Below are 13,534 nucleotides of genomic sequence, written 5' to 3'. Positions count from 1 at the left end.
CCATTTTCGTTCTATTGTTGTGAAACCAATTTTCAGTATATCAAGATCAAATCTAAATTCACCTGTTTTCATGGCTGTTTGTCGATGAATTTCACTTGCCTGTTTATGGTGAAATGGTACCTGCTCACAGAATTGTCATATTTATTAATTAAGCTGTAGTCACAAGAAAGAAAAATGATAAGGTGAAGAAAAGAAATGCAAAGCGTAATTCAAATGACAGATTATTTTAAAGACAACTCCCCAAAAACAACACGCCCTTTAGTGGCTCTCTATTGTGGTTCACGTGCCGGCAACAAACCGATTTATTTAGAAAAGGCGATTCAACTCTCGCAAGGACTGGCAGAACATGGTTTCGGGCTGGTCTATGGTGGCGCCAGTATTGGCCTGATGGGACAGGTCGCGGATGCCATGATCCAGCATGGTGGTGAAGCCGTTGGGGTGATTCCCGAGTTTATGCTGGACTATGAAATTGCCCATAACCAGCTGACCGAATTACATGTGGTGACCAGCATGCATCAACGCAAAGCCATGATGGCGGATCGGGCTTGTGCCTTTGTAGCCTTGCCAGGTGGACTAGGTACGTTTGAGGAAATCCTGGAAATTGCTACCTGGGGCCAGCTGAACCAGCACCAGAAACCCATGATGCTATATAACGTCAACGGTTTTTATGATGCCTTGATTGCCCAATTGGATCGTGCAGTCGAAGATGGCTTTTTACCTCCCCAGCACCGGGCTAAACTGATTATTTGCGAACATGAAGATGAAATTTATACGGCCTTAACCAATTTGGGCCATCCACAAAGATTTGTGGTTTAAAGCATTCAAAGTAAAAAAGCGAGCACTGGGCTCGCTTTTTTTATGGATTATGGCTGCTAGTTATTGACCATAATTCGTCACAAAATCATAGAACACCGGCAATGTGGTCGCCAGAATCACAGACATGGCCAGACCGAACATCAGTTTCATCGCATCTGCACTGACATTACGTGACGTACGATGTTTATTGACTTCATCCAGAATCATCGACATGGCAAATTCACGACCTGCGAGTAACCCGAGGAACACCCAGGTGGTACTCATTGGAATATTGCTCCATTCTTTAAAGATCAACAGGATAATGGCATACAGGAAGTCGATAATCGTCGCAGCACGAATGTCAGTCACGCCGGTTTTAGTATCGACAATTTTCTGGATTGCCCCACCACGTTGATACAGAATGACGCCCAGCAAGACCACAAATACCGCAATGGCAAACATCAGGAATTCAAACGGAACCTGACGCGGCACATACACGAAGATGTTGGCCAGATCCTGAATCAGCCATTGGCTCCACAGGAAACCGGTAGAGACCCACTGCAAGCCCATCCAGACCTTGGAGTGCTCCTGATGACGTGTCTTGGCAAAATGTCGTGCCAGTTGCTTGACCACAAAACGATAGATGACAATCGCCACCACAAAGGCCACCGCATAGCCCATCATCGATTTCACCATCATCGAGCCTAGACTGGCAGGAGAGAAAATCGTAAGCACCAGGAAGGTGGTACTGACTGGAATCCCGTATTTAGTGAGCATTAACAGGAGAATAGGCGGCACAATGTACAGCCAGGTAATGCCACCTTCAGGGAAAGGAATCGTTTCTAAACGGCCGTATGAGGCATCACCCACCCCGGATGCATACCAACCATAGACCAATACGACAATTAAAATTGAGCTGATATAAATCCACAACACCCACCATGGACGATGTGAATTCGAGGAAATAAATGTCCCTAAGGTTTGAGGTACATCATTTCCGACAATAGAATAAGCGGCTAAACAGAAGCCGATCACCATCAAAATCTCGATTGTCATAAAAACAAACCTATACGCGAGGAGATTTCAGCATTGCTGAAAAGTTGGCCCAAGATTATGACGGTTTTATTTCATTTTCATGACAATTTTGTCATATTTTCATTTGATGAAGATGAAATTGACAGAGAAAGCTGTTTATAAACAAAAAAGTACTGCTTTAATTTTATTTTTATCGCTCTTTACAGCTATGGAGCTCCGATCTGATAAATACTCACTTTGTTATGAGTTTTACACTTATAACTGATTTATATCTTGCAAAAAAGTTCACACGTATTCACTACACCTGTGCCTTAATCTTCCTTTAAACTATTCAAAATTTTCAGTTTTCCAGAATTATGAATGCCACGCCTACGCATCAAGCCTTAGATCCCGAATTCAGACTGCTGGTCTTGTTGGTATCGATCGGATTTTTTATGCAGGGGCTGGATACCACCATTATTAATACAGCTCTGCCCGCGATTGCACATAACCTACAGGCCGATCCTTTACGCATGCACAGTGTTGTGGTGGCTTATGTCTTGTCTGTGGCAGCCTGTATTCCCTTGAGTGGCTGGCTGGCAGACCGTTTCGGCGTCAGAAATATCTATTTTGCTGCAATTATTATTTTCTCTTTGGCCTCTGTGGGATGTGCCTGGTCAAGTAGCCTGAACGAATTATTGGTGTACCGGATCTTTCAAGGGATAGGGGGTGCATTATTGCTGCCGGTCGGCCGTTTGGCCATGCTAAAGATCATTCCCCGTACCCAGTTTCTGGCTGCCATGAGCCTAATGAGTCTGGCCGGCCTGATTGGCCCCCTGATTGGTCCAACTCTTGGGGGCTGGATGGTGGAATATCTGTCCTGGCAATGGATTTTCCTGATCAATCTGCCGATTGGCTTACTGGGAGCGCTGATTACTTTTAAGGCCATGCCGAATGTCATTGAACCGCTGGTCGCTCGCTTTGATTATTGGGGCTTTGTCTTGCTGGTTGTGGCCATGGTGGGACTCTGTCTGGGAATTGAAAATTTTGCCAGTCCACAAAATTCGCTGTGGTGGAGTCTGAGTCTGATTCTGGCCGGAATCTTGGCGGCCCTGATGTATGCCTATCATTCGCATACGCATAGCAACGCCCTGTTCCGCAGTCGGCTCTTTAAAAATAAAATTTATGCGATTGGCATTCTGGGGAATTTTTTTGCCCGTCTTGGCGGTAACTCGATTCCATTTTTACTCCCCCTTATGTTGCAAGTCGCCTTTGGTTTTGAGCCCTTTATTACCGGTCTATTGATGATTCCAATCGTACTCGGCTCTCTGGCGTCTAAACCGATTATCCGAAAAATCATTCAGCGTTTTGGTTATCGTCGGGTTTTGCTGGTCAATACCTTATTGGTGGGTTTATGTATTGCCAGTTTTGCCCTGACCACGGCGGACACCCCGATCTGGCTGCGTGCAATTCATTTCTTTATCTTCGGCATTTTAAATTCCCTACAATTTGTATCGATGAATACCCTGACTTTAAAGGACTTAAGCCAGCAGGATGCCAGTAGCGGCAACAGTTTCCTGTCGATGATCATGATGCTGTCAATGAGTATCGGGGTGGCGCTGGCAGGCACCCTGGTCAACATGCTGAGTGCCTATTACGGCGCTGACAATCTGGTGGCTGCTTTTCATGTGTCACTGATCTGTTTAGGCTGTATCAATATTATTGCGGCTTATATTTTCTGGCATATTCCTAAAAACACCCCTGTTTAATACGATATATTAACGCCAGGCGAATGCAGCCTTTAAGCTCAGGTTTAGATACAGGTAAGAACTGAAAATGCAAAAAAATCTGGCTCTGAACAGATTCAAACAGCCGCTTTTCATCGGGCTTGGCATTCTGATCGCCGTGATGATTATCGCCATGATTTATCTTTGCCTGATTAAAGCCCCTTCTGCGCATGCAGCAGATTATCCGATCCAGGGTTTCGATGTATCACACCATCAACAAGAAATTCAATGGCAGCAGATTTCGCCGGAAAAATACCGTTTTGTCTATCTGAAAGCCACAGAAGGTGGTGACTTTAAAGATACGCGTTTTCAAGAGAACTGGCTCAAGGCGCGGGAACGCGGCTTTCTGGTCGGTGCCTATCATTTCTATCGGCTTTGTCGCGATGGCAGCATTCAGGCACAGAACTTTATCGACTCCGTCCCCAAGCAAGCCAATGCTTTACCGCCGGTGATTGATCTGGAATATGACAGCAATTGCATCAATACCTATTCCAAAGAGCAGCTTCTAAACGAAATCCAGATCATGCACGATGCCCTGCAAAAGCATTATGGCAAACAGCCAATTTTCTATATTTCTAAAGCATTTTATAATATTGTACTGGCAGGATATTTTCCCGAAGTGCCACTCTGGGTACGCGAGTATAAGGGTCTGCCCGATTTAAACAACCAGCCCAAATGGACCTTCTGGCAACATAGCAATCAGGGTAAAATTCCCGGCATTAGTACAACTGTGGATCTGAATGTGTTCTATGGCTCAGAACAGCAGTGGCTGGATTTTCTGAAAATGAATGCAATTGCAGTACCATCATCTACTCATCAGGCCAAATAAAATCGATCGCTTGAAAACAAGCGCTTTATAAAAGTAGAAAAATAAGGAAATAAAAATCTTGAAATGGATTAAAGGTATTTTACTCAGTCTGGTGATTGTTCTGCTGCTCATAGCGGGTGCGCTGGCTTATCTACTGCAACCTTCAGGCAAGCTCAGTGACTTTCAGAACTGGCAGCCGCAAAGCAGTTCCTCTCGTTCTAGACTAAACGTTAAATTTTTCGGTGTTTCCACCCTGTTGCTGGATGATGGTCAGGATCAGATCCTGATAGATGGTTTCTTTAGCCGGCCGTCGTTGTCGCAAGTGCTTAGCGGTCCAATTCAGAGTGATAGCGTGCTATTAAGGCAGCTAATTCAAGAGCATGAACTGCACCGGGCCAAAGCCATTCTGGTCAGTCACTCGCATTATGATCATGTTCTGGATCTACCGGCTTTACTGGAAATGCTTCCTGAAACCGCTGTCATCGGTTCACCCACTAGCCTGAATATCGCCCGGGCAAATCCCAAAGTAAGTCCGCAGCAGTTACACTCCGTCACGCCTAGGCAAATACAGCACGTCAACAAATTTCAAGTAACCGCAATTCCTTCACAACATACGCCAGCCACAGCGGTAAATGATGACCTAGGCGAAGAGTTCTTCCAACCTTTAGCCCTGCCGGCCAAATTTTCCGAATTTAAGGAAGGCGGCAGTTTTGATTACCTGATTGAGCATTCAGGACACAAGATTCTGGTCAAGGCCAGTACCGGATTTATCCCGGATCAATTTAAAAACCTGCAGGTCGATACGTTATTTTTGGGTATTGCCCAGCTCTCCAGACAATCCAATGACTATCAGCGGCACTATCTGGCTGAAACCCTGCAAACGCTCAAACCCAAAGTGGTCATCCCGATACATTGGGATGATTTTTTCCAGCCTTTAAGCCAGCCGCTACAATTTTTACCCCGTCTTGCCGATGACACTCCAAAAAGTTTGAATCTTCTGATTCAGGCCGCCGAGGCACAAGGAACAAAAGTCGTTCTGCTCAGCGGACCGCAACCCTATTTACTCAACTCAGCCGTCGCTTCCCAATCCGATTAAAGCCCCTTAAGATAGCGGCTATGCGCAAAATTATTCATATCGATATGGATGCGTTTTATGCCTCGGTCGAGCTGCGTGAACGTCCAGAACTCAGACACCTGCCTGTGGTGATTGCCTCGCATCATCCCCGGGCGGTGGTTGCGGCTGCCTCCTATCCGGCACGCGAATATGGTCTACGTTCTGCCATGTCGATGGGACAGGCGCGCAAGCTCTGTCCGCAGGTCATCGTAATTGAGCCGGACTTTGCCAAATACCGTCAAGTTTCTGCACAGATCCATCAAATTTTCCAGCAATATACCGCCCTGATTGAGCCTTTATCGCTAGATGAAGCCTTTCTGGATGTCACAGAAAATTTACAACAGATTCCGAGTGCTACCGAGGTCGCCATGCGGATTCGGGAGGATATTGTTCAAGTGACTGGACTGACTGCTTCTGCCGGCGTGGCACCGAATAAATTTCTGGCCAAAATTGCCTCGGACTGGCACAAACCGAATGGCATCTGTGTGATCAAGCCCTCACAGGTGCAGCGTTTTATTCAGAATCTGCCGCTGAAGAAAATTCCCGGGGTGGGTAAAGTCACCCAGGAAAAACTGAAAAGCCTGAATCTGGATACCTTGGGTGACTTACAACAGATGGATGAAGCCATCCTGATTCAGCATTTTGGTAAATATGGACGGCGGCTGTTTTTATATGCGCAAGGCATTGATGAACGACCGGTCGAAGTAGAACGGGAACGCCAGCAGATTTCCAAAGAGACCACCTTTGATGATGATCTTTATTTAAATCAGTGCCATCCCTATTGGGAAGCTTTAGTTACACAACTGTGGCAAAGCTTGCAAAAAAAACAGCTTTCAGCTCGCGGCGTTACGGTCAAATTAAAGCTCAAGAATTTTCAGGTGATGCAGCACAGTAAAAGTTTTAAGCAGCTCTTGCGCAGTCCGCAGGAATTAGCACAAGCCTTGGACTTACTATTGGATGATCTGCATATCGCGCCGCAGATGCAATTCCGGCTGATCGGTGTCGGCGTCTATCAACTCAGCGCCCCCGAGACTGAAACCCAATTATTACTGCTCTAAACGACTTTTGTTCATGTTTTGAACATCAGTTTAAAAATACAGCAACTTTATTTTTATATTTTGATTTTTTAGAGTACTCTATCTGCGCAATGCATTATCCATGTATATGCTGAGATGCTGAAAATCACCTTTACTTTCAGCATGCTGTCCTGTGATTAGCGTGACGATCAAATCCGAATATTACAGGGCAACTCTGATGTAACTCATGGAATCCCCTCCTGCATGTCTTCTGTAAATTCTTCTGTTATTCAAGAACAACGCGCACGTAAAGCTGCGCTATCTAGTTTTGTTGGTGCTGTTGTCGATTGGTATGATTTTCTCCTTTACGGCATTGTTGCAGCCTTAATTTTTAAAGATCAGTTTTTCCCCAGTATTGGCGAGAACATGGGCACCCTGGCGGCACTAGCCACCTTTGGGGTCGGCTTCCTGTTTCGTCCTTTAGGCGGTGTGGTATTTGGTCACTTTGGTGACAAGCTCGGCCGCAAAAAAATGCTGGTACTCACTGTAATCCTGATGGGAATTTCCACGGTCGGGATTGGCCTGCTGCCAAATTTTGAAGCGATTGGCTGGTGGGCACCGGTACTGCTGGTGTTTTGTCGAGCCTTGCAAGGCTTTGCCGTGGGTGGTGAATGGGGCGGTGCAGCCCTCATGGCCGTAGAAAATGCGCCAAAAGGAAAAAAAGCCTTTTACAGCAGTGGGGTTCAGGTCGGCTACGGCGTTGGTCTGGTTCTGGCGACCGGTGCAGTATCACTTATTCTTGCGACACTGGGTGAAGAAGCCTTTGCCGAGTGGGCATGGCGTATTCCCTTTTTAGCCAGTATCGTGTTGATCGGCATTGCCATGTGGATTCGCCGTGATCAGGATGAATCACAAGAATTTGTAGAAAAGGTGGTGAAAGCAGACCATCAACCAGAAAAGCTGCCGATCTTGCAGGCGATTAGCAAACATCCAAAAGCTTTCTTTTATATTATTGCCTTACGCTTGACAGAGTTGCTGACCATGTATCTGGTTACCAACTTTGCCCTGAACTATTCGACTAGCAATCTGGGCATGGACAAACAGTTCTTCCTGAATATCACCCTGATGGTCGGGGCAATCAGCTGTTTCAGTATTCCATTTTTTGCCTGGCTGGCAGATAAATTTAATCATCAGAAAATGTGCGTCTGGGGCGGTTTGATTGGTGCACTCTCAGCCTTCCCATTCTTTATGGCGCTCGATGCACAAAACACCTGGATGATTATTGTTGGCGCAATTTTACTGGCGAACGTCGCACACGATATGGTAGTTAGTGTCCATCAACCGATTTTCACCTCACTGTTTGGCACAGAATACCGCTACAGCGGTGCCGGAGTTGGCTATCAGGTGGCGAGTATCATTGGTGGTGGTTTTACCCCATTTATTGCAGCGGCACTGGTGATTTGGGCGGATGGTTCATGGCATTATGTAGCCATCTATCTGGCGGTGGGTTGTCTGCTGACTGCACTGGTCGCAGCCCTGATGCCCAAAACTCAGGATGAACAACATGACAGTTGAACGTTTACACGTATCGAAACGCTTTTCGGAAATTGCCATTGCCGGTAATCTGGTGCATCTTGCCGGCCAGCTGGCCACAGATGTTGAACTGGATATTAAAGGGCAAACTCAACAGACTTTAGATATTATTGACCAGTTTCTGGCAGATGCCGGTACAGACAAAAGTCACATCATGTCGGTGACCATCTATTTAAAAGACATTGAAAAAGATTATGCGGCATTTAATGAAATCTGGGATGCATGGGTGGCTGATATCGAAGCATTACCTCGTACCTGTGTCGAGGCAAAACTTTATGATCCACGGGTTTTAGTTGAAATGACAGTCGTGGCCGTCAAACCAGAATAATGTGGCAAAATCGATATGCATAAAAAAGCATGCTCATGGCATGCTTTTTTATTTTAACCTACTGCTTTGATTTTACTGCGCTCTAAATCTGAATATAAATAATACTTTTTCAGATCATTGCTGACCGTATATTTGGGCATTTTCTTCATTTGCGCTTGCTCCTGCAGAAAATCTTGCCGCAACTGGTAATATTCCGGCACATCATCGTAGCGAATCACCCGATAACCGGCCATACTCAACAAGGCATCCTGAAAACCAGTCTGCTGTGGACGCTTCAAGATTAAAGGATCATCCACAGCCACAATGGCTATAATCTGATGCTGTTGATCCATAATCACAAAATCTGCAGTCAGGTTGCGATATTTATGTCGCGTCCGGTTAAATTTGGTGGTCATTAAGGCGTCATAGGACACATGGGCCAAAACAATATATTCAGGTAATACTTCCTTCAAGCGCGTGAAGGTCAATTGCTCATTCAGGTTAAAAATAGCACGCTGCTTTAACGCGCTGTCTTGTGGTTTGGAATTATTTCCGAGCGTTTTCCATGCCATGAGCACGACACAGAAGAGCAGGAAACTCCCAATCATAATATAGGTGGTCATGCCTCAATCCTTGCATTCTTATAATCATTTTTGTTTTATTGTTGTGCAGTATAAACCCACGCTTTATTCTGAATAGATCTAACAACCAATCTGCTTAAATACCCATACAACCCGTATCAAAACCTGATTCTGCGTTACCTAAAATGACATCTTTCCCTATGTCAATGAAAGTGGATTTAAAGTACTGATAATGCACTCTAAAACATCCCTAGAATTGATCGCAATACAAATCTGCCCAACTGTAGAACAATTCCGATAAAGTGTTATTTTTATATCACTTTTAAGCCAGACTTAATGTAAATAATACATCCTTTTACATTTTCCAGTCCTCGTTTCAAGCTACGTTACTTTACCTAAGTGCTAAAAAAAGACACCGAAGTGTCTTTTCTATTAACTCAATTATGCACGTGATTTAGGCTTTGCTTTCGGCTTTGACCCACCAAATGGTTTTTTGGCATCCCCTGTTTCACGCGGCGGTAGGCCTGTGTGCTGGGTCAGGATTTGACCACGCTCAGGACGCTTCTTGGTATTTGAAGGACGGGACTGAGCTTGTTCAGCCTTGCCACGATTTCCCTGCTCACCGGTACGTTTCTGCGAATCACCCGCCACTGTCGAGTTTTTCTTGCGCGCAGACTGGTATTGACCTTCTGCACTGCCAGCAGGCTGATAAGTCGGAATCAAATGCTGTTTGGAGTTACCAATCAAATCCTGACGACCCATTTCTCTCAGAGCTTCACGCAACAACGGCCAGTTGTTTGAATCATGGTAACGCAAGAAAGCTTTGTGCAGACGACGACGTTTATCACCTTTGACAATATCTACTTGCTCAGTATAACGTGCCACTTTGGCAAGCGGGTTTTTACCGGTGTAATACATGGTGGTAGCCGTTGCCATCGGTGATGGATAAAAGGTCTGTACTTGGTCAGCACGGAAACCGTTCTTCTTCAACCAAATCGCAAGATTCATCATGTCGTAATCGGTAGTCCCCGGATGCGCTGCGATGAAATAAGGAATCAGATACTGTTCCTTGCCGGCTTCCTTACTATAACGTTCAAACATCTGTTTGAAACGATCATAGGTTCCGATTCCCGGCTTCATCATTTTATTGAGTGGGCCTTTTTCGGTATGTTCCGGTGCAATTTTTAAATAACCACCGACGTGATGGGTTACCAATTCTTTGACATATTCAGGGTTTAAAACCGCTAAGTCATAACGTAAACCAGAACCAATCAAGATCTTCTTAATACCCGGTAAAGAACGTGCTTTACGGTATAACTGGGTCAATGGTGCATGATCGGTATGCAGGTTCTGACATACCCCCGGGAAGACACACGACGGTTTACGGCAGTTCTTTTCAATCTCTGGATCTTTACAAGCCAGACGGTACATGTTGGCTGTCGGGCCACCTAGGTCTGAAATAATCCCGGTAAAGCCCGGCGCCGTATCACGGATTTTTTCCACTTCACGCAGAATTGACTCTTCAGAACGGTTCTGGATAATACGACCCTCATGTTCTGTAATCGAACAGAAGGTACAGCCACCAAAACAGCCACGCATGATGTTCACAGAGAACTTGATCATGTCAAACGCTGGAAAACGCGCTTCACCATAAGCAGGATGTGGCAAACGTGCATAAGGCAGGTCAAACACATAGTCCATTTCTTCCGTGGTCAACGGAATTGGTGGCGCATTTAGCCAGACATCACGTTCACCATGCTTTTGTACCATGGCACGGGCATTGCCCGGATTGGTTTCTAAATGCAAAATTCGGTTGGCATGGGCATAAAGCACCGGATCTGCAGCCACTTCTTCAAATGCAGGCAAGCGAATTACGGCCAGTTCACGCGGTGGTAATTTATGTTTAATTGCTTTTGAAGCGGGTTGTAATTGCACGATTTGCGTATCAGGATCTAGCTCATCGCCGGCCCGCACAATCGGATTGGCGACAGGCTCTTTCTGGAAACCTTGATATTGAGTCAGACTATCTTTGTCTTTTTCAATTTCACAACCTTCCAGATCTTCAGTCATCACATAAGGGTTAATGATTGGATCGACACGGCCAATCGCATCAACATCATTCGAGGCAATTTCGACAAACTTTGCTTTCGATGCACGGTTATGTTTATTGACAATGAACGCAGTACCGCGAACATCGGTAATCTCGTGAATTTTTTCGCCACGCGCCAGACGATGCATAATTTCGGTAATTGAGCGTTCGCCATTGCCGTACATCAAAAGATCGGCTTTTGAGTCCATCAACACTGAACGACGGACTTTATCTGACCAGTAATCATAATGTGCAATACGACGCAGAGAAGCTTCAATTCCACCTAATAATACAGGCACATCTGGATATGCTTCACGGACACGCTGACAATATACAGTTGCTGCACGGTCTGGACGTTTATTTGGCTGATTATCTGGGGAATAGGCATCATCCGAGCGGATTTTACGGTCGGCGGTATAACGGTTGATCATGGAATCCATGTTCCCTGCCGTTACCCCCCAAGCAATATTCGGTTTACCCAATACACGGAACGCATCCACGTTGGTCCAGTCTGGCTGCGCAATAATACCGACACGAAAGCCTTGGGCTTCTAATACCCGGCCAATAATACCTGAACAGAAAGACGGGTGATCAATATAGGCATCGCCACAGACCAGAATAAAGTCACAGCTGTCCCAGCCGAGTTGATCCATTTCCTCGCGTGACATCGGCAAAAAAGGCGCAGGGTCAAAACAAGACGCCCAATATTTGTCGTAATCAAACAACGCTTTTGGCGCAGTCTGCATGGTATAAGCAGTAGACATGGCTAGCAATTCTCGGCTGGCAGATGATAGGAGATCTAAAATAAGATCAAAGATGAAAGCCGATCATTTTACCATGAATTAGACCCAGCTTGCTTGATTATAATTTATACAAAATCAGGAACTAAGCGAATCAAAACTTGGGCATCATCAGAATTGAAAGCAAAATGATCCGCAAGATAAATGCACAGGGTTTATTTTATAGAGAAAAATCTAAATACGATGTTCTAATCTGAGCGGAGCTTGAAACTGAATGCCAGACCACTCAACAACAGTAGCGCAATAAATGCAGTTAATCCACTCCAACCATAATTTTCCCAGACCAGTCCACTCGAACTGCCCAACACACTGGAACCGAGGTAATAACAGAATAAATATAGCGAAGAACCGACTGCCCGATATTGTAGCGACTGGATCGACACCCAGCTACTTGCAGTAGAGTGCGCGGCAAAAAATGAAAAAGTGAAGATTAGTAATCCGATAAAGACCAGAGCCAACTGGTTGAGCAGCATGAGTGTTAATCCAAGGAGCATCATCAGCATCATGACGACCAATGTCTTGAATTTACCATAATGCCGACCCCAATGTGCCGCTCGGGGGGAGCTATAAATACCAGCCAAATATGTCACCGAGATTAAACCAATCCAGGCCTGTGATAATTCAAAAGGTGCCTGAAGCAAACGATAGCTGAGATAGTTAAATATCGAGACAAAACAGCCCATCAGGATAAAACCTTGCAGAAATAAAATCCGAAGTTTCGGATCGGCCAGATTATGCCTGAATGAGTTTTTGAATCGATTAAACTTGATCGGATAAGCCTTAAAATGTTGCGATGCCGGCAATAGATAATAAAATAATCCTGCAATACAGATATTTAAAATACCAATTATCAGAGTAGCAGATTGCCAAGAGATAAAATCAACTAGAACTCCGGCAATCAAACGCCCTCCCATCCCGCCAATGGCTGTACCAGAAATATATAAGCCCATGGCGAAACCGATATCTTTTTCGGCAATTTCTTCCCCGATATAAGTCATGGCGACTGCTGCCACACCACTGACACAGAGACCAATCAAGATCCGAAGCAATAAAAATACCGACCAAAGAGATAGTATCGAACTGAGCATTAACAAAATTGCAATCAATGCCAGGGAACAGACCATCACCGGTTTACGTCCAAAACGGTCTGAAATCAGTCCGGTAAATAGCAGACCAATGGCTAAGGCAAGGGTAGAAAGTGATAAGGGAAAACTACTTTGAGTCGGACTGACCTGAAAATAATCTGCCAAAATGGGCATCATCGGCTGTAGGCAATACAAAGATGAGAAAATGGCAAAGCCGGCAAGAAATAAGGAAAAAAGTACTGCTTTAAATGCGGTAGTACCATATTCAATATGGCTAGAAGATGAATTTGAGGACATATCCGCTCCTTAGATAGATCCAGTATACGCCTTTCGCTCATTTTTTCTGTGGAGATTTCATCTGAGTGATCACCTAAGCCTTTCTTCACGCACAAAAAAACACCCCCAACTGTTAAATTGGGGGTGTTTTGAATAATGAGCTGGCGATGACTTACTCTCACATGGGTAACCCCACACTACCATCAGCGCAAAGAGGTTTCACTTCTGAGTTCGGGAAGGGATCAGGTGGTTCACTCTTGCTATTGTCG

11 protein-coding genes and 1 rRNA gene are annotated in these 13,534 nt (G+C 45.1%); 7 read left to right on the top strand and 5 right to left on the bottom strand.

The genetic code is table 11. The features are described from left to right. Positions 1-195 precede the first annotated feature (195 nt). Complete coding sequence (locus FTU87_RS10775) at positions 196-816, top strand: TIGR00730 family Rossman fold protein (RefSeq protein ID WP_180097312.1); 621 nt, start codon at positions 196-198, stop codon at positions 814-816. 60 nt (positions 817-876) lie between these two features. Here the strand turns inward: FTU87_RS10775 and FTU87_RS10770 are convergent, their stop codons facing one another. After that, positions 877-1,851 (bottom strand): hypothetical protein, encoded by a 975-nt coding sequence (locus tag FTU87_RS10770; RefSeq protein WP_180097310.1) that lies wholly within the window; start codon positions 1,849-1,851, stop codon positions 877-879. A gap of 335 nt (positions 1,852-2,186) precedes the next feature. Between FTU87_RS10770 and mdtD the strand changes: the two genes are divergently transcribed. The 6 genes from mdtD to FTU87_RS10740 all read left to right on the top strand — a co-directional run bounded on the left by mdtD (position 2,187) and on the right by FTU87_RS10740 (position 8,455). Next, positions 2,187-3,578, top strand: coding sequence for a multidrug transporter subunit MdtD (mdtD, locus tag FTU87_RS10765; RefSeq protein WP_180097307.1), 1,392 nt, complete (start codon positions 2,187-2,189; stop codon positions 3,576-3,578). A gap of 67 nt (positions 3,579-3,645) precedes the next feature. Beyond that, positions 3,646-4,425: a GH25 family lysozyme gene (locus FTU87_RS10760; RefSeq protein WP_159516357.1), complete on the top strand. Its 780-nt coding sequence runs from the start codon at positions 3,646-3,648 to the stop codon at positions 4,423-4,425. A 58-nt stretch (positions 4,426-4,483) separates the two neighbouring features. Further along, a complete protein-coding gene (locus tag FTU87_RS10755) occupies positions 4,484-5,500 on the top strand; it encodes an MBL fold metallo-hydrolase (protein ID WP_180097304.1) in 1,017 nt (338 codons plus the stop codon). Positions 5,501-5,520: 20 nt separating this feature from the next. After that, positions 5,521-6,576 (top strand): DNA polymerase IV, encoded by a 1,056-nt coding sequence (dinB, locus tag FTU87_RS10750; protein ID WP_100355214.1) that lies wholly within the window; start codon positions 5,521-5,523, stop codon positions 6,574-6,576. A gap of 222 nt (positions 6,577-6,798) precedes the next feature. Beyond that, on the top strand, positions 6,799-8,109 hold the full coding sequence (gene shiA, locus FTU87_RS10745) for a shikimate transporter (protein WP_100329443.1): 1,311 nt from the start codon (positions 6,799-6,801) through the stop codon (positions 8,107-8,109). After that, complete coding sequence (locus FTU87_RS10740) at positions 8,099-8,455, top strand: RidA family protein (protein ID WP_180097302.1); 357 nt, start codon at positions 8,099-8,101, stop codon at positions 8,453-8,455. Before shiA ends, FTU87_RS10740 begins: the two co-directional genes overlap by 11 nt. A gap of 53 nt (positions 8,456-8,508) precedes the next feature. Here the strand turns inward: FTU87_RS10740 and FTU87_RS10735 are convergent, their stop codons facing one another. From FTU87_RS10735 to rrf, 4 genes are all read right to left on the bottom strand, one after another. Beyond that, the gene (locus FTU87_RS10735; protein ID WP_005169085.1) at positions 8,509-9,057 is read right to left on the bottom strand and encodes a DUF2726 domain-containing protein; all 549 of its coding nucleotides are present in this window, start codon (positions 9,055-9,057) and stop codon (positions 8,509-8,511) included. A gap of 399 nt (positions 9,058-9,456) precedes the next feature. Beyond that, positions 9,457-11,868: a YgiQ family radical SAM protein gene (locus tag FTU87_RS10730; protein WP_180097299.1), complete on the bottom strand. Its 2,412-nt coding sequence runs from the start codon at positions 11,866-11,868 to the stop codon at positions 9,457-9,459. Positions 11,869-12,092: 224 nt separating this feature from the next. Then, positions 12,093-13,286, bottom strand: a complete 1,194-nt coding sequence (locus FTU87_RS10725; protein WP_100329446.1) for an MFS transporter — start codon at positions 13,284-13,286, stop codon at positions 12,093-12,095. A gap of 138 nt (positions 13,287-13,424) precedes the next feature. After that, positions 13,425-13,534 (bottom strand): 5S ribosomal RNA (gene rrf, locus FTU87_RS10720); the annotation flags it as partial.

The sequence above is a fragment of the Acinetobacter sp. YH12156 genome (assembly GCF_013418235.1).
Classification (GTDB): Bacteria; Pseudomonadota; Gammaproteobacteria; order Pseudomonadales; family Moraxellaceae; genus Acinetobacter; species Acinetobacter pseudolwoffii.
The sequence above is the reverse complement of the archived record's forward strand: the minus strand, read 5'-3'. Positions and strand labels throughout refer to the sequence as shown.